This is a genomic window from Colwellia sp. BRX9-1 (genome assembly GCF_014077195.1).
Classification (GTDB): Bacteria; Pseudomonadota; Gammaproteobacteria; order Enterobacterales; family Alteromonadaceae; genus Colwellia_A.
On the sequence record NZ_JACGVM010000001.1, the window covers coordinates 185632 to 207755 of the forward strand.

The 22124-nt window shown below is 37.6% G+C and carries 21 protein-coding genes and 1 tRNA gene; 10 read left to right on the plus strand and 12 right to left on the minus strand.

What is annotated here, in order from left to right; translation table 11 throughout:
• The first annotated feature begins 12 nt into the window (after positions 1-12).
• From murA to H4J76_RS00930, 4 genes are all read left to right on the plus strand, one after another.
• Positions 13-1275, plus strand: a complete 1263-nt coding sequence (gene murA, locus H4J76_RS00915) for a UDP-N-acetylglucosamine 1-carboxyvinyltransferase (RefSeq protein ID WP_182221192.1) — start codon at positions 13-15, stop codon at positions 1273-1275.
• 277 nt (positions 1276-1552) lie between these two features.
• Positions 1553-2002 carry an SMI1/KNR4 family protein gene (locus tag H4J76_RS00920; RefSeq protein ID WP_182229933.1) on the plus strand — a complete coding sequence of 150 codons (450 nt, stop codon included), beginning with the start codon at positions 1553-1555 and terminating at the stop codon, positions 2000-2002.
• Positions 1992-2594: a flavin reductase family protein gene (locus H4J76_RS00925; RefSeq protein WP_182229934.1), complete on the plus strand. Its 603-nt coding sequence runs from the start codon at positions 1992-1994 to the stop codon at positions 2592-2594. The genes H4J76_RS00920 and H4J76_RS00925 overlap by 11 nt, the downstream gene beginning before the upstream one ends.
• A 131-nt stretch (positions 2595-2725) precedes the next feature.
• Positions 2726-3286, plus strand: coding sequence for a TrmH family RNA methyltransferase (locus H4J76_RS00930; RefSeq protein ID WP_182218063.1), 561 nt, complete (start codon positions 2726-2728; stop codon positions 3284-3286).
• Between the two features lie 42 nt (positions 3287-3328).
• Here the strand turns inward: H4J76_RS00930 and H4J76_RS00935 are convergent, their stop codons facing one another.
• Both H4J76_RS00935 and H4J76_RS00940 read right to left on the minus strand, forming a co-directional pair.
• On the minus strand, positions 3329-4417 hold the full coding sequence (locus H4J76_RS00935) for an endonuclease/exonuclease/phosphatase family protein (RefSeq protein WP_182229935.1): 1089 nt from the start codon (positions 4415-4417) through the stop codon (positions 3329-3331).
• A gap of 178 nt (positions 4418-4595) precedes the next feature.
• Positions 4596-4787, minus strand: a complete 192-nt coding sequence (locus tag H4J76_RS00940) for a DUF3185 family protein (protein ID WP_070374865.1) — start codon at positions 4785-4787, stop codon at positions 4596-4598.
• Positions 4788-5227: 440 nt separating this feature from the next.
• Here H4J76_RS00940 and H4J76_RS00945 point away from each other — a divergent pair, with 440 nt between their 5' ends.
• The 4 genes from H4J76_RS00945 to H4J76_RS00960 are packed head-to-tail and all read left to right on the plus strand — an operon-like array spanning position 5228 to position 7584.
• Complete coding sequence (locus H4J76_RS00945) at positions 5228-6190, plus strand: CsgG/HfaB family protein (RefSeq protein ID WP_182176361.1); 963 nt, start codon at positions 5228-5230, stop codon at positions 6188-6190.
• Between the two features lie 11 nt (positions 6191-6201).
• On the plus strand, positions 6202-6507 hold the full coding sequence (locus H4J76_RS00950; protein ID WP_182176360.1) for a hypothetical protein: 306 nt from the start codon (positions 6202-6204) through the stop codon (positions 6505-6507).
• A 16-nt stretch (positions 6508-6523) separates the two neighbouring features.
• Positions 6524-6880, plus strand: coding sequence for a DUF4810 domain-containing protein (locus H4J76_RS00955; RefSeq protein ID WP_182176359.1), 357 nt, complete (start codon positions 6524-6526; stop codon positions 6878-6880).
• Between the two features lie 5 nt (positions 6881-6885).
• Entirely contained in the window at positions 6886-7584 is a 699-nt protein-coding gene (locus H4J76_RS00960) for a GNA1162 family protein (protein ID WP_182229936.1), read from the plus strand.
• 125 nt (positions 7585-7709) lie between these two features.
• Here H4J76_RS00960 and H4J76_RS00965 read toward each other — a convergent pair whose 3' ends face one another.
• From H4J76_RS00965 to H4J76_RS01000, 8 genes are all read right to left on the minus strand, one after another.
• Positions 7710-8858, minus strand: a complete 1149-nt coding sequence (locus H4J76_RS00965) for an ABC transporter permease (protein WP_182229937.1) — start codon at positions 8856-8858, stop codon at positions 7710-7712.
• Entirely contained in the window at positions 8855-9823 is a 969-nt protein-coding gene (locus H4J76_RS00970; RefSeq protein WP_182218051.1) for an ABC transporter ATP-binding protein, read from the minus strand. Before H4J76_RS00970 ends, H4J76_RS00965 begins: the two co-directional genes overlap by 4 nt.
• Entirely contained in the window at positions 9820-10788 is a 969-nt protein-coding gene (locus tag H4J76_RS00975; RefSeq protein ID WP_182218050.1) for an HlyD family secretion protein, read from the minus strand. Before H4J76_RS00975 ends, H4J76_RS00970 begins: the two co-directional genes overlap by 4 nt.
• Before the next feature lie 265 nt (positions 10789-11053).
• A complete protein-coding gene (locus H4J76_RS00980) occupies positions 11054-11914 on the minus strand; it encodes a sensor domain-containing diguanylate cyclase (protein ID WP_182218048.1) in 861 nt (286 codons plus the stop codon).
• 557 nt (positions 11915-12471) lie between these two features.
• A complete protein-coding gene (locus H4J76_RS00985; RefSeq protein WP_182218047.1) occupies positions 12472-12867 on the minus strand; it encodes a universal stress protein in 396 nt (131 codons plus the stop codon).
• Between the two features lie 304 nt (positions 12868-13171).
• Positions 13172-13528, minus strand: coding sequence for a hypothetical protein (locus H4J76_RS00990; RefSeq protein WP_182218045.1), 357 nt, complete (start codon positions 13526-13528; stop codon positions 13172-13174).
• Between the two features lie 783 nt (positions 13529-14311).
• A tRNA-Ile gene (locus H4J76_RS00995) sits at positions 14312-14388 on the minus strand.
• 164 nt (positions 14389-14552) lie between these two features.
• Complete coding sequence (locus tag H4J76_RS01000; protein WP_182229938.1) at positions 14553-17312, minus strand: choice-of-anchor B family protein; 2760 nt, start codon at positions 17310-17312, stop codon at positions 14553-14555.
• Positions 17313-17454: 142 nt separating this feature from the next.
• On the opposite strand from H4J76_RS01000, the gene H4J76_RS01005 reads away from it, so the two are divergent.
• Positions 17455-18291, plus strand: a complete 837-nt coding sequence (locus tag H4J76_RS01005; RefSeq protein ID WP_182218042.1) for an MbnP family copper-binding protein — start codon at positions 17455-17457, stop codon at positions 18289-18291.
• Positions 18254-19444: an MbnH family di-heme enzyme gene (locus H4J76_RS01010; protein WP_259377102.1), complete on the plus strand. Its 1191-nt coding sequence runs from the start codon at positions 18254-18256 to the stop codon at positions 19442-19444. Before H4J76_RS01005 ends, H4J76_RS01010 begins: the two co-directional genes overlap by 38 nt.
• 3 nt (positions 19445-19447) lie before the next feature.
• On the opposite strand, the gene H4J76_RS01015 is transcribed toward H4J76_RS01010, so the two are convergent.
• Both H4J76_RS01015 and rpoD read right to left on the minus strand, forming a co-directional pair.
• On the minus strand, positions 19448-20077 hold the full coding sequence (locus tag H4J76_RS01015; protein WP_182229939.1) for a hypothetical protein: 630 nt from the start codon (positions 20075-20077) through the stop codon (positions 19448-19450).
• Between the two features lie 117 nt (positions 20078-20194).
• Positions 20195-22036, minus strand: coding sequence for an RNA polymerase sigma factor RpoD (gene rpoD, locus H4J76_RS01020; protein WP_146798012.1), 1842 nt, complete (start codon positions 22034-22036; stop codon positions 20195-20197).
• Positions 22037-22124: the final 88 nt, after the last annotated feature.

Genomic DNA, 22124 nt, shown 5'->3' on the forward strand with positions numbered 1-22124 from the left:
AAGAATATTCTATTGGATGCATTTAAAATAACAGGTGGTACGGCCCTAAAGGGTGAAGTAACCATCTCGGGCGCAAAAAACGCCGCTTTACCGATATTAATGTCAGCACTTCTCTCTAAGACACCTATTACATTTAGTAACGTTCCTAAGTTAAATGATATTGAAACGACGATTAAATTGCTAAGTCAATTAGGTGCTAAAGCTCACTGGTCTGGTGACAATGAATTAGTTATTGATGCAAGTACCATAGATCATTGCCGTGCATCGTACGAGTTAGTTAAAACTATGCGCGCATCTATATTAGTTTTAGGTCCGTTATTGGCGCGTTTTGGTCATGCTGAAGTTTCTTTGCCCGGCGGTTGTGCTATTGGCGCAAGACCAGTGAATTTACATATTCACGGTTTAAAGTTAATGGGCGCAGACATAGACGTTGAAAATGGTTATATCATCGCTCGCAATAATGGGCGTTTAAAAGGTGCGACCATTTTTATGGACACGGTAAGTGTTACCGGCACTGAAAACTTGATGATGGCTGCAGCATTAGCTGACGGTATTACCACGATCGAAAATGCTGCCCGCGAACCAGAAATTGTTGATTTAGCTAAGTGCTTAAACGCTATGGGCGCTAAAGTTTCTGGCGCAGGTACAGATACACTGAGCATAGAGGGTGTTGCCGAGTTATCAGGCACACAGTATCGTGTTATGCCAGATCGTATTGAAACAGGCACTTTTTTAGTGGCTGCTGCGGTTACTCAAGGCAAGGTTAAGTGTTTAAATACAGATCCTAAAGCTTTAGAAGCGGTTATAAGTAAGTTACAAGAAGCTGGCGCAGAAATTACCTCCGGTGATGATTGGATCGAGCTAACGATGAATCAGCGACCAAAAGCGGTTAATATTCGCACTGCTCCTCATCCTGCTTTTCCTACGGATATGCAAGCACAGTTCGTGACAATGAACGTAATTGCAAAAGGTATGGCAACGACAACAGAAACTATTTTTGAAAATCGTTTTATGCATGTTCCTGAACTACAACGCATGGGTGCTGATATTAGCCTTGAAGGCAATACCGCTATTTCTTGTGGTGTTGAATCACTAAACGGTGCGCAAGTAATGGCAACAGACTTACGTGCTTCAGCAAGTTTAGTGATTGCTGGCTTAGTGGCGACCTCAGAAACACAAGTTGACCGTATTTATCATATTGACCGCGGTTACCAAAATATTGAAGATAAACTACAAGCACTTGGTGCGAATATTACGCGCATTAAAGCGAGTTAGTCTGAAATTAAGATAAAAGATACGATTGATTAAAGCACCTTTTTAGGTGCTTTTTTTATCGCTCAATATAATGAATGGCTTAGCTGCATATTATCAGTGTTGTTATTTTGCTGAAATAACCAGATAAGTAAACTCGTTACGCTATTAATTAGCAATACCCTATTCTCTTAAACTGCTAGAATGCGACGTTATAGGTAAGCTTGAACAAAGCACGATAAATTGGCAAGTTATAAAGTGTTCAATACAAATAACACAGTAACAGAATGAGAGTATCCAGATGAATAGCATTGATCTTTTTGTAAAAAATTGGGGCAGTAAAAGCGCCATGGTACCGATAGCCAGTGAGGATATAACCGAGCTAGAATTAAAATTATCTGCTTACTTGCCTGATGCATATAAATATTTGATTTCGACTTACGGTTTGGTACACACGCCAAATGTATTAACTAAAATCTGTGATTTAGGTGTCGATATTACCGAAGTACAAGATTTTTTAAGCCTTGATGATGTTTTTTCGCTCTCAAAGTTATATGAAATGACCGGTATGCCAAAAGGCCATATCTTGTTTGCATCTGATTGTAAGGGCAGTATGTTTTGCTTCAAACTTAGTGATTGTGCACACAGACAAGCAGACAGTGCAGTATGGTTCTATGATCACACGGCGGTAACGGTTAATCAGGTCGCTAATTCTTTTACAGAATGGCTGGAGGCGTTTAATGAACTTTGATATTACAGAACTTGGTGTTCAGGAAAAATATCGCCTACTCAATGGTGGTGTTACACCAAGACCAATCGCTTGGATCAGTACACGTTCTAAAGACGGTGTTGACAATCTTGCTCCTTACTCTTTTTTTACGGTGGCCAGTTGTAATCCTCCGGTACTTCTCTATACGCAGGTAACGCAACGCAGTGGTCTTGATAAAGACACCTTACAAAACCTAAGAGAAACGGGTGAATGTGTTATCAATATTGTTAATAGCTCATTATTGGCCCAAATGAACAAAACGAGTGCCAGTATTAGTCTCGATGAAAGTGAGTTTGACTTTGCCGGGGTTGATAAAATAGGTAGCTGTAGCGTGGCACCATTTTCGGTTAAAGCGTCGCCAATTCGTTATGAATGCACATTAAGAGAACTTATTACTCTCGGTGATTTACCTGCGGGAGGAACGCTTGTGCTTTTAGATGTAAAGTCTATTTATGTTCGTGATGACCTATACAACGAAGCAGGCATAAACCAAGTGCTAATTGATTCTGTTGGTAAAATGGGCGGAGATGGCTATAGTCTCACTTCAGAATATCTAGCCCTTGAACGCCCATAAATTTACAATAAAAGTTTGTTTAAATGGTTAACCGTGACGAACTAAAAATATCAAATATCAAATATCGACCTCATCGATTAGTCAGACGACTAATAGGTGAGGTCGATTAGCATCTAATAAGAGCGGCTATCATGCATTCAAAAATACAATTAAGTAAAGAAGACCTCAGACAAGATAAACCGACCCGCGATGAATATGTAAAGCAGGCAAAAATTCCTTTAGTATTGGTTTTAGATCATGTCACTAATAGCTACAACATTGGTGCATTTATTCGTTTAGCGGATGCTTTTGCTATTCAAAAAATTATTATTTGTGGCGAACTCACAATTTCAGATAAAAAATTGAAAAAGGCCTCTAGAAATGAAGCGAAATGGGTCGATATTGAATACAGTGATAGCACAACGGCAAGCTTACAATCATTAATAGACGACGGTTATACTGTTTTTGGCGTAGAACTCTGCCAGCAGTCGGTTGACTATAAAGAGATGGCATATCCCACTGCTTGTGCATTAGTGTTAGGTAATGAACGCAAGGGTGTAAGTGAAGCGGCATTAAAACTAAGCCATCATCAAATACATATTTCTATGTTTGGTATGGGTAATTCTCTAAATGTATCAACGGCTGGTGCTATCGTCTTAGCTGAGTGCGCTGATCAAATCCGCAAAATATCAGCAAATATAGTTACGAATTAACCCGTTATAAACGTTAGCCATTAACGCAGAACGTTTATTGGCTTAACTTGTTTCACCGGGCTTTGGTACATCACCTTTACTAACATTTTGTTGTTCAGATATTTCTTGTGCCCACTTATGCTCGGCCGTGTCTGCTTTTATACCTGCTTGATTATTACAACGCAGTGCAGTAAACGATAGTTGGGTTAACAGCGGAAAATGGTCTGAACCAATTGACGGTAAACGCTTAATTTTTTGCAGTGTAAAATGTTTGCTGTGAAACAAATGATCTAAAGGCCATCGAACCAATGGGTAGTCGACATGAAAAGTGCTAAATACTCCTCGTCCAACACGAGGATCGAGTAAACCACTAATTTTACGAAACAGTCGAGTGGTAGCAGACCAAGCAACATCATTAAGATCGCCTGTCACAATAACGGGTTGCTCGCTGTCAGCAACACTTCGAGCAACAATCATCAGCTCAGCATCACGCTCTGCAGATTCATCATTCTCTGTTGGGCTTGGCGGCGCAGGATGAAGAAAATGCACTCGCACTTTATCGCCGCTACGCAGCTCTATTGTTGTGTGTATTGACGGAACATCTTTTTCAACCAAATAACAGATTTCTTGTTCGGCGATAGGTAATCGCGAGAATACATGCATGCCATAGAGATTATCAAGTGGGCATTTAACGCTATAAGGCATGTCAGTTTCTAGGACGTTAAGCTGTTCTTCCCACCATAGGTCTGATTCTAGTGTGACTAGCACATCAGGTTGATGTTTTTTAATCAGTGCTATCAGTGCATCGGCATTACGATTGGGTGTCAGAACATTTGAAGTAATAATGCTAAGTTGTTTATCAGCATCACATTCAGTAGAGGTTTTAACCTCTTTGGGATAAATAAAAGTATAGGGTATTATCCAAGATAACTGCCATATCAAACACAGCGTTGTGCTAATAATCAGAGCCTGCGTACTTACTCTTTGCAGATCAAGAAAAATAAAATGGGCGAGTAACAAAATCGTTGCAAGTATAGTGAACTGTAAGCGAGGAAAATCCATACCTCTAACAATCCAATGGGGATGTCGAGACAAGGGCAAAAGGGTTGTTAGCACAGTAAACAGGGTGAAAAATATGAGTATGGTTAACATTGAGAGCCTAATCTTGTTCGCTTAATCTTAATGTCTTGCGACTGTCGATATTTTCGTGATTGATTTTTACTGATGCTTATAATAGTTGAAAATATAATGGGCTATTTATTGAAATAAATAGCGCTAAGCCTAGTTTACAAGTAAACACTTATAGGTGTTTACTTGTAAAAATCAACGCTTACTTTACTCTTGTGATACCGATAACAACAGCAATAACACCACCGATCATTCCTGCCCAAGCTTCAACAGGCGTATCACCGCTTAACGTACGAGTAAGTTGAGCGCTAGCTGAGTCATAAATGTTATAACCCCAAATCGCGACAGCAACACCAATAATGATAAGGGTAATACCAATAATTTTATTATTCATTTCTACTCCAAATATTTATAAGACGATAGTCTAATCGCGTTAATACTAACGAAAGCATATAACGCTATGTTAACAGTTTATCTACCACTTTCACCAATCAAAATATAATTCGACAATTTAATCACGCTGTAAAACGCTAATAAACTTAACATCAGCTTAAGTTATAGGCCTACAAATGAAAATTTCTCATCGAAATTCCCACTTTAATTATGACTTATAATTCATTTTTACTACTTATATTGTAGTTTAGCCGAGCTGACTTACCTTATAAATGTAAGACATGACTTACATAATTAAGTGTATATAGACTACATTTAGCCTTTTTTATACCTGTATAATATTACTCTTAAAATTTTTAACTATTTGTAGTTAATACAATTTTATTAAGAATTTAACGATACATAGAAGTATCGATATTATAAAAAAAGGAACGTACCACCATGAAAAAATTGTTAATTGTATCATCTTTGCTACTTGCATCAGGTTGTGCAACGGTAAAAGATTCAACCGTCACGGAGACGAAACAAAAAAAGGCGGCTGTTAGCCAAACATTGCAAGCGGATGTTGTCAGTAAAAAATACCTTAAGCGCAAAGTCGCGATAGGTCGTTTTACTAATGAAACTAAATACGGACAAAGCTTCTTTATTGATAAAAATAATGATCGTATTGGTAAGCAAGCTATGGATATATTATCGGCTAAGTTGTTTGAAACCGATCGATTTATAATGCTTGAACGTGCAGATCTAGCGCAAGTTGAAAAGGAGCTTTCTATTGGCGGTGAGACGAGTCTCAAAAATGCGGCTGACTTTTTAATTGTTGGTTCTATTTCAGAGTTTGGCCGAAAAAACACCAGTGAAGTAGGAATTTTTTCAAGAGTTAAAAAACAAGAAGCCAATGCAACGGTAAACATTCGATTAATAGATGTATCAACAGGCCAGATAATCTATTCTGAGTCTGGTAAAGGGATCGCATTCTCTGAAGCGGGCAGTGTCATGGGCGTTGGTGATAAAGCAGGCTATGACAGTTCGCTTAATGATAAAGTGCTTAATGCGGCTATTACCGACTTAGCCTCAAATGTTATTGAAAACATGCTTGATAAACCTTGGAAATCTTACATTCTCTCTTCAGATGAAGGTAACCTAATTATCTCTGGCGGTAAATCTCAAAATATTTCTGAAAATTCTAAATTTACTGTTTATAAATCAGGTAACAAAGTTAAAAACCCACAAACTGGAATGTTTATTACCTTACCTGGAAAACCTATAGGTAACATTGTTGTGCTGACTTCTATGGGTGACACCCCAGAAAGTGAGATATCAATTGCTTCAATTTCAACAGGTGATTTTAGTCAATACATTGCATCAGGTGACTTCTCTTCGTTATACATTCAAGAAAGTAAATAAAGGATTATAAAATGAAATTATTAAAAATATCATTGTGTGTGTTTATTGCCATGTACTTAAGTGCTTGTGGTTATAACGAGGGAGTTCGAACTGCTGAGCCCGTATCATATGTTTACTTCACTGGAAATGCCGAAGGGGCAGAAGTGACAGTAGGTAAAGGAGAGGCTTTCGTTGTTGATAAATTAGGTGCACGTAACATTTATAAGGTTGCTACGGGTAAACAGCAAGTAACCATCACCAAGAATGGTGTAACAGTAGTTAACAGGATTGTACTGTTAGGTGACGGCCAGTCAAAAGAATTTAATGTACCTAAATAACAGCTAAGGACTCACAATGAAAACTAAAATTTTAATGATGGCTTGTGCGGTACTGCTAGCAACTGGTTGTGCAAGTGGCCCTAAGCCTATGTATGACTATGGTGAATATTCAGAGTCATTTTATGCAATGAAAAGGGATGCGGGTGAAATTTCTGAAGGCGAATGGAAGTTTGCGTTAGAAGATGTTATTCAACGTTCTGGTAACCAAGGCTTACGTGTTCCGCCTGGCGTATACGCCAATTTAGGTTATTTGCACTTAAAGTTAAATGATACCACAAAGGCAATTTCCTATTTTGAGTTGGAAAAAAGTGTTTATCCAGAATCAGTTATCTTTATGAATAATTTGATCAGTAAAGTTAAGGTACAGGGATAGTGATTATGTTTAATAAGACTAGAACGTTGTTGGTTACTCTCGTTGTTGTTTTTGTTTCAGGCTGTGCCAGTAACAACCTCGTCACTAAACTAGACGAATTCCCAGAGATGTATAATGAAAAACCACGTTCATTATTAATAATGCCACCGATCAATTTAAGTACGGCAGCAGATGCGAAAGATTATTATGCGACTACGGTAGAAATGCCTATCGCGTTTCAGGGATATTATACTTTTCCATACGAGCTAACGTCAGAAATATTGAAACAAGAAGGTATTTATGATGCTGAACTTGTTTACGACATGCCACTTAATAAATTTCATGAGTACTTCGGTGCGGATGCGGTGTTATTTACCAAAATACTTAAGTGGGACACTAGCTATTTGGTTATTGCTTCAAGCTTAACCGTATCAATTGAAGCAGAAATAAAATCAACAAAAACATCTTCGACGTTATGGAAATATACCGGCACGGTTGTTGTTGATCTTAGTGGTGGAAATAATGGTGGTGGTTTAGCTGGGTTGATTGTTGGCGCAATAGCTACAGCGGTAAACACAGCAGCAGCTGATTACACCCGTTATGCAAGACAGGCTAATAGCCGGTTTGTTGGTACAGTACCGGTAGGGCCTTACCATCCGCTCTACCTTAAAGACCAGAAAGTTCAAATTCTGCAGCAAGCCTCAGAAAATAATAGTGCTAATTAACTCACTATAAATAATGCAGGATATTGTGTGATAATAAAATATAAAAGTGGCTTAGTTTCGCGTCACTTTTATATTATTTTCTTCACTCAAATATCTCAGCTTGTGCAATGAAACCATCAGGTAAGCTAGTCGAGTGTTTTCTTAAAACGCAGTGCTGAAACAAGTAAGCCAAAACAGGTAAAAGCAATTAACCATAGCATATCAAAACTCATCTCAATAACGGCAACATCACGTAATACTACACCTCTTATTAAGCGAATAAAGTGTGTCGCTGGCAGTGCCTCAGCAATATATTGTGCGGGCAGTGGCATACCTTCATAAGGGAACATAAAACCAGATAATAATATAGATGGCAGTAAAATAAATATTGTCATTTGCATTGATTGTAATTGGTTTTTAGCAATTGTTGATATAACTAAACCCAGTACTAAGCTGGCGCAAATAAACAGTAAAGTCGCAAGTACTAGTTGGGCAAAACCGCCATTAAAGGGGACGTCAAATAGCCAATAGCCTAAACCAAGAATAATACAGACTTGAATCGCACCAATAAAAATATAGGGAAATATTTTACCAATCATCAGCTCAAGTGAGCTAAGTGGTGTCGTAATTAACATTTCCATATTACCGCGCTCTTGCTCGCGAACAATGGCGGCCGAGGTAAACATTATCATTGTCATTGTTAATATCACGGCAACAAGTCCAGGCACTATATTAACCACACTTCGTTGCTCTGGATTATAAAGTAAGGTCACTTCAAACGTTGCGGTATTTCGGTTGGCGGGCTTATCTAATAACTCTGTAAGTGGCATATTACGTAAACTTTTAATACTACCTGCTATAACAGTATCAGAGCCATCAACTAACCACTGTGCTATTGGCCTGCTCGTTTCTTGTTTACTCGAGGGCGGCAAACCAAAACCTACACTTGGGTGTCGAACTAAACGCTGGCTAACGTCTTGTGGGATAATTAATACTGCACGCACTTCACTGCTATCGATGGCGGCTTGTGCTTCCTTTACCGAGTAATAACTGTGAGTAAATTTAACAATGCCGGTTGCTGCAACGGTTTGCTGTAATACTCTACTCAAAGATGTCTGACTATGATCTACAACACCAACTGGGATATCTCGCACATTAGTGTTGATGGCAAAGGCAAATAGCAGTAATTGTACTAGGGGGATCATTATGACCATGCCAAAGGTCATTCTATCGCGTCTAAGTTGCAGTAGTTCTTTTATAACAATGGCTTGAATTCTTAATAGTGATATTTTCATGACTGTGTCACCCCTTGGCCGGTGCAACTAACAAAGACATCTTCAAGACTGGGTCTAACAATAACAAGTTTAGCTGTATCATTTAAGCAAGGCTGGCGCTGCAATAATGCAATAGGGTTACTTTCTTCTTTATTTACTAATACACGCAAGTGGGTACCGAGCTGGGCGGCAGAAATCACTTGTGGCAATTTGATTAAGTGCTCTTTTATTTGACGTATATTGCTTGCGCCTACCTCAACCACTTGAGCAGCCATATTATTCATTAAGTTTTGTGGGCTATCATCCGCTCTTTTTATACCATTTTCTAAGATGGCCAGCTTATGACAACGCTCTGCTTCATCCATGTAATGCGTTGATACTAATATTGTGGTGCCTTGATCGCAAAGATCAAATAATTGTTCCCAAAACTCTCGTCGGTTTTGCGGATCAACCGCCGAAGTGGGCTCATCTAAAAAGAGTAACTTAGGTTTATGTATCACTGCGGCGGCAAGCGCTAGCCTTTGTTTTTGACCACCACTCATACTGCCAGCAAGTTGCTGACTTTGCTGTGTTAATTGATGAGTACTTAATAATTCACTCAGTCGTGATTTTTGTTGATTAGCCGTTAGACCATAAATTCGACTGATAAATTGCAAGTTCTCTTTAACGGTAAGATCCTCATAGAGAGAGAACTTTTGTGTCATATAGCCAATTTTCATTCGCAGTTTATTGGCCTCTTGCGGTAAATGACAACCCAAAACGTTAACCTGACCACTCGTTGGAATTAATAAACCGGTCAGCAATCGAATTGCCGTGGTTTTACCTGAGCCATTGGGGCCTAAAAATCCGTAAATAGTTTGCTTCTCTACAGATAAATCTAGCGCAGATACTGCCGTTAATTCGCCAAATTTTCGAGTGAGATTTTGTGCGCTTATCGCAAAAGAGCTATTAAGATTTTTTTCTTGGCTATCGTTTAAGTACTTCATGGCATTATAACTTGCGCTGGCACACCCATTGGCAGCTCTGCAGCACTATCAGGTAATTGTATTTCAGCCAAATACATAAGGTTTGCACGCTCTTCTTGGTTTAATGCAAAGTAAGGGGTAAAAGCAGGTTCAGAAGATATCCAGCGCACAGTACCAATAATCGAATCTGTTAAACCATCAACTTGTACGGTTAATTTATCAGCGACTTTAATTTTTACTCGGTAGGGTTCTGGCACATAGACACGTGCAAAAGGAGCACGTCCCGCTAATACAATTGCTACGGGGCTTCCGAGTGTGACACGTTCACCGAGGTTCCATGGAAGATTGTCTAATAGACCATCACGTTTTGCGGTAATGGTTAAATCATTGAGTTTTTTATTTTCACTGTCGAGTACCGCAACCGCGGTTGCTAAAATAGCTTCAGCTATTTGTAAGTCCTCGATACGAGCACCATTAATTAGTTGTAATAGTTTTTCTTGAGCGCTGTGTAATTTAGCTCTATTTTCATCGCGTAATGCAAGGGAGTTTTCGAGCGTTACCTGACTAGATAATGCTTGCTTTATCAGTATTTGAGTGCGTTTATAGTCTGCCTCACTTTTGATCAGTGCGGCTTTCGCGCCCTCGACTTCTGCAGATGCCGCGGCAACTTCTTCTTTACGCGCACCATTATGTACTTTTTCTAAGTTAGCTTTTGCTTGTTGCATCTGAGCTTGAGCTTTAGCAACGAACGCTTTTTGAAGGGTGTCGTCTAGCCTAACCAATATTGTACCTTCAGTAACTTGACTACCTGCACTAACAGGTAATGCCGTGATAACTTCACTCACTGTTGCTGTGTGCGCTATGCGTTCTCTTTCTAACGTACCTAAGGCAATACCTGGTTTTTTGTTATCACAACCGCTAAGTGTTGCTAAGGTTATAAATAATGTGAATAGACAAGAACAAGTAGCGAAAGCTTTAGTAGACATAATAATTTATCTCATTGAAATATAACCTAGTTTTTAGTCTATTCTCAATCAGTTAAAAGTCAATTTATTCTCTAGTATAAGCTAGCTGTTAACTAGGCTGAGGCTGAACATCAAGGTTAACTAGTAGGTCAATAAGAGGGGAGGTAATAGCAGTATTCGTTAAAATAACCTTTAGCAATCAAATTAATGGCTAATAGCGTGCTTATTTAAGATCAAAAAATCAAAGATAGCATCGAAAATATCTAAACTCATTTATCAGCTGAGGTCATTTTTTATGTTTGTTGTTATACATCGCTTTATCTGCTGTTGCGATTAAGCTATCGGTGGTAATACCATCATCAGGATAAATTGAAACACCAATACTACAACTCACGGTTAACTTTTCATCGTTAATCTTAAAGGGTCTGCTAATCGTATCCATAATAGTTTTAATCACAGAATCTACATTAGACTTATCAATCATATTCTCAAGTAAAATAACAAATTCGTCACCTCCAATTCTTGCAACGGTATCTGAATTACGAATTGACTGCTTAAGACGTAAAGATACTTCTACTAGCACTTGATCACCAAACGCATGACCCTTGGTATCATTAATTATTTTAAATTTATCTAAATCAATAAAAAGCAACGCAAAAGTTCTCATATCACGTTCAGACTGATCAATTAGGTGATCAATTCGGTCAAACACTAGGTATCGATTTGGAATTTCTGTCAGTTGATCATAATGAGCTAGGTGCTCAAGACGTTTAGTCTCTTTTACCCGGTCTGATATATCTCGATTTACACCTAATGCGCCGACGAGCTTATGATTAGCATCAAAAAGTGGCACACACATAGATTCAATCCAGCCAATATGACCATCTTTATGGAGCATTCTAACTTCACCGGTCCATTTTCCGTACTTCTCTACAGAGCTGATAACTTCTGAAGTAATATGTTCGGTGTCTTCGGGGAGATGTAAAATATCAACAGGCTGACCAATGATCTCTTTTTTGGAATAGCCGTATAAATTTTCAGAGCCTTTATTCCAGTCAGTAATAATGCCTTGTAGGTCAGTGATCACCAATGAATCAAAGAGGTAATCGAATGCTTTATTAATTTGTTTAAATTTATCTAAATCCATAATTCTTATAACTGCCGTTTTTATATACGATTCCCTAAAAATAATAATATATTACGAATGAGCTTTAGTCATGTTAGTTTGATAAAATTTATTCATTTTTCTTAGCTTAAATATCCAACAGCTACATTGAATGAGAAGGTGATCACTTCCTAATATACATTATGACTAAAACGCGTAACTGACAATAATCCTGAAACGTTATAAGCGATAATATGATTTTTATCCGGTTTTTAGAATGGATGAAATATCTGATTAAATGTCGAAAAATTAATATGTAGATAACACTTTAAGGCCAGTTATTGACGATTCATGTTTGGTTTAAAGGAACTAAACTTACTATTAAATATACTCATGTATATGAGCTTTTAATATCCAGGGTATTAGCGTTGTTATTAGAAGGAGATAGTGAGCCATTAAAAGTAATTTCACTTAATATGACTATTGTAAGTAACCCAAGAGTGCAATCTTCATTGCTCTAATAATAACTAATGCCATGTTGGCGGCATTAGTTATTTATTTGAAAGAGCACATTTAGATTTTTTATCAAAAAAATCACTTTAAATTTTAATAAGTGAAACATCACATTTAGCATAATTGGCAACACCATTTGCTGTTGACCCAATCAAAGCATGAATACCTTTTTTAGAGTGGGTACCAAGTATAATTAAGTCTGCCTTTTTTCTTTCTGCAAGTATGCAAATTTGCTCGTAGGGTTTCCCAAATGTGACCGAGACATCTTTCTTTAATATACCTAATGATGCGGCTTTTGATTCAATTGAAGGTAATGCACTTTCTTTTAATTCTTTTTGATAGTCTTTAGGAAGCAATGTATATGGGATGATATGAGTAACAAACAATTTAGCTTGGTATAGTTGAGATAACTCATGGGCTTTTGAAAGTACTTCCAGTCCTTCATCACTAGCTTCTATTGCGCAAATAATAGTTTTATACATATACCGCTCCATTGATAATTTGTTTTATATCATATTGATTAAAATGCAATATGTTGGCGAATAGTACAGCTTATTCTCTTGATCATATCGATTCTGTTTTGTTAAAAAAATATAATAAAATATGACTAAGTTTAGTTTACGTATCAGTGTTTCTTAACCTGATAACTAAACCCTCTAGTTAAATCAACATTTAGTCGTTCTGAAACAGATATATACGCTTAGCCTGATGTTGAAATAATCTCATTACCTGGTCCATTCAAAGCTATAACAAAGGTCACTGGTATGACTAGCGACCTTTTTAGGCTTAGTGCTGTAGAGGATAGGCGATAACCCAGTCAGTTGGTTCATTACCTTGTTTATCAAATTTATATTTAACAGAGTCAAATCCACAGCCTTTTACGAGCCCGTTAAAGTCAAAAGGTTGCTTTACGCCTGCTTTGGATTCCATGAATGCCGCATCGCTTGGTATCATAACTTTTGCATGTTCGGCTGAGATCACAAATGCAGCTTCGGCTAATATCAGATCGTTATTATGTCGCTTGATAATCTGAGCATTTCCTAAGCTATTTCCATCTAAATCTTTGAACTCGAACTCTTCTGGATGATTAATCTCGATAACATCACCGCCATCAAGTTGATATGCAATTAACATGTTTACCATTGTTTATTTATCCCTATTCTATTTGTTTTTATTTCTTAGAGTGCTTTGAAAGATCATAGCCTAGTAAGCAAGTCCGATCTTATACTACATTAAAAATAACAAATTATTATTGATATGAACGTACTTAAAACAAAGTTTTGCTAATAATTTACTATTAACCATGATAATCAATAAGCCGGCGTGAGAATAAAAACCTCTCTAGCTTAACTGAAGCAGCAGAAGGCTTTTTTAGAGTAACAAAATAGGGAGTGTTAAAGAGTAAATAATCTACTTAGTTGTGTAGATACAAAATTTGCAAAGCTAAACGCACTTTTATAAACAACTAAACCACTTAGTTATTCGCTTCATTAACACTTTGTGAGTAACGTTAATAGATTTATTAGAAACCTAAAGCTAGAGGTTGTAAACCACGTCAGAGTACTCCATTACCGACTCTTGTAAGAGCATAATAGGTTGAGATTCTACGTATAGTAAAAACCACCCTCATCCGATATGTCAAAAGTTTAGCACTCATCTTATATTCAAGCAGTGGATCTTTACACCAACACTACTGTGGTAAGCCTACCGTTTTGGGGTATCTTAAAAGGGGAGGGTATTTATGCAGATTTTTGACACCGCAGATTGAGTGTTATCGCACATGACATTATTGGAGCCACTAAAACAGAATAAACTTTTCACAATACATTTTTAATGGTGAAAGGTGACTACTACAGTGATAACTACAGTTAATTTCAGATTAAAATATTTTTTAGTAAATTCTTACGAGGATAGTAATATTTGAAGTGGTGGCCCCTCCCTGACTTGAACAGGGGACCTGTCGATTATGAGTCGAATGCTCTAACCAACTGAGCTAAGGGGCCATCTTTTTATCCGCTTTAAATTGAGACTTCAACTTAAAGCGGCGTGAAGTATAAGCATTTTTTATTTTGTTGTCACTAGCGTATTTTTAAAAAATGCTAAATTTTACATTGTTCGCTTAATTGTTAGGCAATACGGGTGATTTTATATCACTATTGCCTAGATACTATTTATTGATAATGACTTTTCTCTTGGTTAATAAAGATAATGAAAGGATTGTTAACCATAATATTGTACCGCCGCTACTTTTTGTCTTGGGGGTTGGTGTTACTACAACGGGCGCGACTACTGAAACAATAACACTTCCTGTACTTGATGCACCTCTGAAATCAGTAGCGGTAAGTTTAAATGTTAACGAGGTAGCGTTATTTGGTGCTGTAAAGCTAGCTGATAACATATCAGCGTTAGTTATTGATACCGCTGAACCTGCTATTTGCTCCCATAAGTAGGTCATACTGTCGCTTTCTGCATCGATGGCTTGAGCCGTTAACGTTACACCTTGATTAGTATTTACTTCAAAATTTTCTCTTAGGGTAACCACAGGTGCTGTATTTTGATCATCATCAGCAATAGTGAATATAATCTCTGCATTATTACCTAACCGACTATTATCGATGCTTGATAACGTTAAGGTGAACGTTTCATTTTCTTCTTCTTCAATATCATCAATAATAGTTAATATAATTTTTTTAGTATCACTTTCACCTTCGCCCCAAGATACTTGCCCCGATGCATCAATGATATCGCTACCAATAATCGCTTGTCCTGAAGTCAGTTGATATTGGAATGAGATACTGCCCGATGTACTTCCCATTCGGTTAACATTTACGGTGTATTCATCAACATTCTCTGCGATTGTTTGCTCGTCGAATTCAAAGCTTCCCGTTCCTTTGTCTATTAACCCAGTAATATTGATAGTGTTGTAACTGTTTGAGCCAAGTGTTGCACCATTTGTTGGATTATATAAACGTATAAAAAAAGACTCTGACAATTCGGTATTTGTTAGGTCATCTGCAATATCAATACTTATTGTCTTATTGGTATTATCGTTTGCAGCCCAAGTGAGTGTGTTGTTTTCTACATCAAAGTCAGTGCCTTTTTTGGCGCTACCTTGAATTACTTGGTAACTTACCGCAGTACTTTCTGTAATGTCTGAACCATTACGTTGCACAATGAGGTTGAGAGTTGTTCCTTGAGCGGTTTCTGTGCTTTTACTGGTAAAGCTGAACATTCCTTTCGTTGAAGCTTTTGCGTTATCTTTTAATACATACAGACCACTGTTAATATCGCTAACGAGAATATTTCCTGACGGTAAAAATGGATAAACGCCCCATGCACCATTAAAGCTTGCTGAGTTACTCGGTGTGAAAGTATCAAAGAACCCAACTTCAGTAGGCGTTGTAGGATCCGTAATGTCTAAAATGGTTAAGCCACGTTCGTAGTTAGACATATAGTATCTATTACCTCGAACAAAACCATTATGATCAATCGCTTGTGTAGGACCTGTCCATTGGCCAACCTGTGTTGGGTTCGTTAGGTCCCCAATTGAAAATATTCTAACAGTGGTGTTTAATCCACCACGAAATTCATCAAATTCATCATGTAATAAAATGAACTGCTTATCTTCAGTGCCCCAACCAGAATGTACATATTTATTGTTCGGAGCTACGTCGTTATATTCAGCCGCACCTAACTGAGTTGAGTTATTTGGATCGGTGATATTCCATAACTTCATGACGTCTTCATTAAAATCAATGAAAACAGTACAGCTACCTGACGTTAAACCACAATCATTAACTGAACGTTGATCATCTATAACAAGAGAAGCCCCATCATGGGTGTAGCCATTACCAAAATTGTTAGCAGTAACGTTGACTAATGTTTTTGGGTTTTCTAATGAATAGCTTTGGAAAGCTCCACCCCTACTGTTTGTGCCAATAAGTTGCAGTGAAGCTGTTTGATCTGGAAGCGTTATATTAAGGGTATGATCAACATTAGTGATATAAACATTATGGGCTCTACTGACCACTTTATTCTTTTCAACTAATGTTATTGAATGAGGAAGATTGTTAAGGTCAATGATAGTCACATAATCTGTTGGACCATTTCGAACACCTTCGGTTGTAACATAAGCATAGGCTTGCCATAAATTGATATTTTCATCAAAGTATTGGTAAACTTTTACATCTCGCCATGTTGACGTTACTCCAGCTATTGTACCCACTTCAACAGGAGTGGTTGGGTTTGTAACATTAACCACAACAACGCCATTTTTTACGCCCATAATAGCAAATTCATTACCCGTATTTAAATCTACATGGCCCCAAATATCATTGCCTTCAACAGGATCACTCGACATTGCAGTTAATGGGAAATGAGCGAGTAAATCAATGTTATTGCAGTCAAAAATATCAGCTTTGCCATTAACACAAGGTTCATTTGCTTGGCTTTCACTGAGTTGATAATAACTTGCAAGTTTTTGTTTTAAATCTTTATCTTTAGCAAAGGCTTTACCATCTGCAATAACGCTAAAACCGTTGCTGCGAAGCTCATCAACCATTTCAATTGGAATATTATGTAAAGTGGTAACATTTGACTGAGGGCTTTGCGATTGATAATGATCAAATTGATTATAGCCTCCGACGACTGAGACAAGAGCGCTTTTTAAATAAAATAGTTCTTCGCTTGAAGTGATTGTAAAGTCGCCTGAAGCAACAAGTACGTTATCACCTTTGTTTGCTTGGCTAACCGCATAGGCAATTGTTTTACAGGGTCTAAGAACATTATCACAGCGGTCTTTATCTACGCCATTAACAGCAACAAACCTCGATTTATCATGCTCTGAATGAGCGAATGTATTTGAAGAGAGTAAAAAATAAGATATTGAAATAATTGCAATGCCAAGAGGTAATGATATTTTAGCCATAATGTGCTCGTTTTTTATTTAGCTGCTCAATATTTGATGGCTTTACCATAGCAAGTTAACGTACAATTTAAAACCAACTCGTTAACATTACTTTAACTTCATGTAAATATTACTTTGCATTCAACGATTAAGCCTTATTCAAATGAACCGTTATATATTAAAAAAAATTTTATCTGTCACAACTATTTTTGGGTTAAGTATTACCTTACTTTCAGGATGTTTTCAAAAGTCACAGCCCACAAAAATTTCTTTTCAAGCTGTTTATAAAAATACTGACATTAACTGTGCAAGCAGTTTCTCTGATGTTCATGAATTAAAAAGTAGCGAATCACAAAAGTGGCAATATCAGCAGTTACAGTTTTTTATACATGGCGTTGAAGTGAATACCAGTAGTAATGGTTGGCAGCCTTGGCTGATGACAACAAATGCAAATCAAGCAGACAATGTCGCTTTACTGGGAGAGATATGTGATAGAAAAAATGGCAAAGGTTATTGGCAACTCGAATTAATGCCATTAGATGAAGCGGCTGTTGTTACTGATATTCGTTTTACTTTAGGTGTACCATTTGCACTTAATCACCTGAATCCATTAACCCAGCCTAGCCCATTAAATGACGCTTCAATGTTTTGGGGATGGCAAGGGGGGCATAAATTTATGCGGGCCGAGTTAGTCTCTCAAAATGATGACTGGCTATTTCACCTAGGCTCTACAGGTTGTAAAGCATTAAGCCCAGTACGAGCACCAAAAAATGAATGTTTGTATCCTAATCGCGTGGCTGTTGCTTTACCTTTTACCTTGGAAAATTCTACCATTGAATTTGATTTAGCGTTGTTAGTACGAGATGTTGGATTAGCACGCAAAAATAGTTGTCAATCGGCAATCGATGAAGAGAGTTGTAAAATGTTATTTAAAAACTTAGGTTTGGGAGCGAATACTAGTAATGAATCGTTGTTATTTAAGACAAAAAATAATGGGTAATTGGCTTCTACATCGACTTAAATTAATACTTCAGTGCTTATTCACTTTTGGCATTTGCTTGGCTTTGCAGTCATGTAGTGATGATAATAAATTAGAAAGTGATTATCAGTGGCCAATTATCGAAGGTTTTCCTAAACCACAAGTACCACAAGATAACCCAATGACCCAAGCAAAAGTTAATTTAGGTAAACAACTCTTTTTTGATAAAAATTTGTCAGCTAATCAACAACAAGCGTGTGCAAGTTGTCATCATCAAGAGTTTGCTTTTGGTGAAAATATTCCCCATTCATTTGGCAGCACCGCACAACCACATCGACGTAATGCCTCTGCTTTAGTTAATATAGCGTATAACAAAACGTTAACGTGGGCACACGACGGTTTAACCTCTATTGAACAGCAAATACTATTACCTATGTTTGGTGAATCGCCGGTTGAGCTAGGCATAACCGGTCATGAAGAAGAAGTTTTAGCGCGATTTAATACCAAGAGTTATCAGCGTTTATTCACTGAAGCCTTCCCAGGAAAAACCATAAGTTTCGATTTAATTGTGAAAGCATTAGCGAGCTATGTTCGCAGTTTAGTTTCTTTAAATTCGCCTTTTGATAGCTATGCATATTTGGCTGATGACAATGCTATTTCTGCCTCGGCTTTGCGCGGTATGAATTTATTTTTCTCAGAGCAGCTTGAATGCCATCATTGTCACGGCGGATTTAATTTCACTCAGTCTACCAGTCATGAAAAACAGCTAATTGATCGTAGGCCTTTTCATAATACGGGTTTGTATAATGTTAGTGATAGTCACAAATCAGGTTACCCTAAACATGATACTGGTTTGTCTGAAATTTCAACGTTAGCAAGAGATAATGGCCGATTTAGAGCGCCAACATTACGTAATATTGAAGTTAGTGCGCCCTACATGCATGACGGCAGTATTGGAAGCTTAGCGGAAGTTATTGATTTTTATGCCGCTGGTGGACGAAATGTTACTACGGGTGAATATCAAGGTGATGGTCGAAGTAATCCACTGAAAAGTCAGTTCATTAAAGGGTTTGTCTTAACAAAAGCAGAAAAAGAAGACTTAATTGCTTTTTTGAAAACCTTAACGGACCAAACATTTCTATCTGATCCCAAGCATATTATTGTTGATAAGTAAGTCTTAAAACGTGAAGGTTAAACCTGCTGATAATTCACTTTGCACCCACATATCGCTCGATATTGCGATTTTACAGGTATTGTTATCACAGAAAAGTGCGTCTTGAGAGTCAATAAGTGTCGCATATACTCTTGCACCTAAACGAATCGCTATACGGTCATTGAGTTGTAATTTACTGTAAAACCCTAGGTTTACTGATAGCTTAGTTTCATCATCAAGTTCTTTTGCCTTGGGTGAAAAATGCGTAACACCAAAGCCACCAGAAAACCAAAAGGGGACAAAGCTATTTGAAAGTGGCACATTACCACCTATATGTAGGTAAGTTACCGATAAGTCACTAGTATAAGGGCTTAATAAACTGGCAGGGATTAATTCACTTTCATAGTGACTTATCAGCAACTCACCTTGGCGTTTATTGTCATAAGGCCAGGCAAAAATCACTCCAAAGCTTGAGCCTTCATCTATCTCAACTTCTAACGATTGGGACTCACTCATATCATAAAAGTCACCTGCAATAGTAAAGTCTCCTCCTAAACGGTAACCTGCAAAGGAAGTTACCTCGATAGGTCCAGATTTAGCCGCTAAAGTAGGTAGTGTTAAAAATAAAGAAAATAGTAGAATGAGAGAGCGCATTGAAAGTCCTTTTATGAAAAATTTGATTGGCTGATTATTGAGTCGAGTTAATTAAAGACAAAAAAAATCCAGTAATTAATTACTGGATTTTAAGTCATCTATTTAAAAATGAAAGCTTTATTCGCCGTCTAAGAAACTTTTAAGTTGCTCAGAGCGAGAAGGGTGACGTAATTTACGTAACGCTTTTGCTTCGATTTGACGAATACGTTCACGGGTAACATCAAACTGCTTACCTACTTCTTCTAACGTATGATCGGTATTCATATCGATACCAAAACGCATTCTTAACACTTTAGCTTCACGAGCGGTTAAGCCAGCTAATACTTCGTGTGTCGCATCTTTCAAGTTTTCAGCGGTAGCCGAGTCAACAGGTAGTTCGCCATTACCATCTTCAATAAAATCGCCCAAGTGTGAATCTTCGTCATCACCGATAGGGGTTTCCATTGAAATAGGTTCTTTAGCAATTTTCAATACTTTACGAATCTTATCTTCCGGCATGATCATGCGTTCAGCTAATTCTTCAGGTGTTGGCTCACGTCCCATTTCTTGTAACATCTGACGAGAAATACGATTTAATTTATTAATCGTTTCTATCATATGTACTGGGATACGAATCGTTCTGGCTTGGTCAGCAATTGAACGGGTGATCGCTTGACGGATCCACCACGTTGCATACGTTGAAAATTTGTAACCACGACGGTATTCAAATTTATCAACCGCTTTCATCAAACCAATGTTACCTTCTTGAATTAAATCTAAGAATTGTAAACCACGGTTGGTATATTTTTTAGCAATCGAGATAACTAAACGTAGGTTAGCTTCAACCATTTCTTTTTTCGCACGACGAGCCTTAGCTTCACCGATAGACATACGACGGTTAATATCTTTAATACCGTGTACATTTAAGAACGTTTCTTTTTCTAATTGGTTTAATTTATAAATACAACGTTCAACGTCTAACTCAATATCAGACATTTTTGCTGAATAAGCATGACCTGCAGCTTTTTGCTCGTTAAACCAATCTTTAGAGGTTTCATTACCTGGAAAGATTTTGATAAACGTTGTTTTAGGCATGCCAGCACCAACAACACAGTGCTTCATGATTAAACGTTCTTGAATACGTAATCTATCCATTACGCTACGCATGTTTTTAACAAGCTTATCAAAAAGTTTAGGGATTAAACGGAATTCTTTAAATACTTCAGCTAAATCATCAATCGCTGCTTGTGCGTCTTTATGACCGCGACCTTTAGCATTAATAACTTTATTTGCTTTTTCGTAGGCATTGCGAAGTAGAGTGAACTTTTCTTTAGCAAGTTCAGGACAAGGACCGGTATCTTCTTCTTCCTCATCTTCTTCGTCGCCATCAGACTTATCTTCGTCGTTGAGCTCTTCTTTTGAAAGCTCTGAACCAATATGCGTCGCTGCTGCTGGAATTTCTTCTTCTTCAGCATCAGGGTCTAAAAAGCCAACGATAATATCGGTTAAACGTACTTCTTCAGCTTCAAAGTTGTCCCACATATCGAGTAAAAAATTGATTGCCGGCGGATATTCAGCAACACTACGCTGAACTTCCTTAATGCCTTCTTCAATACGCTTAGCGATAACAATTTCGCCTTTACGCGTTAATAGCTCAACGGTACCCATTTCACGCATGTACATGCGGACAGGATCAGTTGTTCTACCAATTTCGCTTTCAACCGTAGCAAGTGCTTGGGCAGCTGCTTCAGCAGCATCTTCATCAGTATTACCTTCTGTCATCATCAAGGTATCTTGATCTGGAGCAGTTTCGAATACCTGAATACCCATGTCGTTGATCATTCTAACGATGTCTTCAACTTGGTCTGAATCGATTATATCTTGTGGCAGGTGATCGTTAACTTGAGCAAAAGTTAAGTAACCTTGCTCTTTACCTTTGGTAATGAGCTCTTTAAGTCTAGATTGTGGGGCTTGATTCATTGACGAGTGTCCACCTAAATTATGGCTATCAAAATGAAAACAGTAAGCCGGAAATTATAGCTAATTGCTTAGTATATTGCCAGCGTTA

What these genes read in the sequence shown, in the direction of transcription:
- H4J76_RS01015 (WP_182229939.1), bottom strand. Translation starts at nt 20,077, where the DNA reads ATGCGCTCTCTCATTCTACTATTTTCTTTATTTTTAACACTACCTACT.
- H4J76_RS00990 (WP_182218045.1), bottom strand. Translation starts at nt 13,528, where the DNA reads ATGGTAAACATGTTAATTGCATATCAACTTGATGGCGGTGATGTTATC.
- rpoD (WP_146798012.1), bottom strand. Translation starts at nt 22,036, where the DNA reads ATGAATCAAGCCCCACAATCTAGACTTAAAGAGCTCATTACCAAAGGT.
- H4J76_RS00975 (WP_182218050.1), bottom strand. Translation starts at nt 10,788, where the DNA reads ATGTCTACTAAAGCTTTCGCTACTTGTTCTTGTCTATTCACATTATTT.
- H4J76_RS00935 (WP_182229935.1), bottom strand. Translation starts at nt 4,417, where the DNA reads ATGTTAACCATACTCATATTTTTCACCCTGTTTACTGTGCTAACAACC.
- H4J76_RS01000 (WP_182229938.1), bottom strand. Translation starts at nt 17,312, where the DNA reads ATGGCTAAAATATCATTACCTCTTGGCATTGCAATTATTTCAATATCT.
- H4J76_RS00940 (WP_070374865.1), bottom strand. Translation starts at nt 4,787, where the DNA reads ATGAATAATAAAATTATTGGTATTACCCTTATCATTATTGGTGTTGCT.
- H4J76_RS00985 (WP_182218047.1), bottom strand. Translation starts at nt 12,867, where the DNA reads ATGTATAAAACTATTATTTGCGCAATAGAAGCTAGTGATGAAGGACTG.
- H4J76_RS01005 (WP_182218042.1), top strand. Translation starts at nt 17,455, where the DNA reads ATGAACCGTTATATATTAAAAAAAATTTTATCTGTCACAACTATTTTT.
- H4J76_RS00945 (WP_182176361.1), top strand. Translation starts at nt 5,228, where the DNA reads ATGAAAAAATTGTTAATTGTATCATCTTTGCTACTTGCATCAGGTTGT.
- H4J76_RS00925 (WP_182229934.1), top strand. Translation starts at nt 1,992, where the DNA reads ATGAACTTTGATATTACAGAACTTGGTGTTCAGGAAAAATATCGCCTA.
- H4J76_RS00955 (WP_182176359.1), top strand. Translation starts at nt 6,524, where the DNA reads ATGAAAACTAAAATTTTAATGATGGCTTGTGCGGTACTGCTAGCAACT.
- H4J76_RS00950 (WP_182176360.1), top strand. Translation starts at nt 6,202, where the DNA reads ATGAAATTATTAAAAATATCATTGTGTGTGTTTATTGCCATGTACTTA.
- H4J76_RS00920 (WP_182229933.1), top strand. Translation starts at nt 1,553, where the DNA reads ATGAATAGCATTGATCTTTTTGTAAAAAATTGGGGCAGTAAAAGCGCC.
- H4J76_RS01010 (WP_259377102.1), top strand. Translation starts at nt 18,254, where the DNA reads ATGAATCGTTGTTATTTAAGACAAAAAATAATGGGTAATTGGCTTCTA.
- H4J76_RS00960 (WP_182229936.1), top strand. Translation starts at nt 6,886, where the DNA reads ATGTTTAATAAGACTAGAACGTTGTTGGTTACTCTCGTTGTTGTTTTT.
- H4J76_RS00970 (WP_182218051.1), bottom strand. Translation starts at nt 9,823, where the DNA reads ATGAAGTACTTAAACGATAGCCAAGAAAAAAATCTTAATAGCTCTTTT.
- H4J76_RS00965 (WP_182229937.1), bottom strand. Translation starts at nt 8,858, where the DNA reads ATGAAAATATCACTATTAAGAATTCAAGCCATTGTTATAAAAGAACTA.
- H4J76_RS00980 (WP_182218048.1), bottom strand. Translation starts at nt 11,914, where the DNA reads ATGGATTTAGATAAATTTAAACAAATTAATAAAGCATTCGATTACCTC.
- H4J76_RS00930 (WP_182218063.1), top strand. Translation starts at nt 2,726, where the DNA reads ATGCATTCAAAAATACAATTAAGTAAAGAAGACCTCAGACAAGATAAA.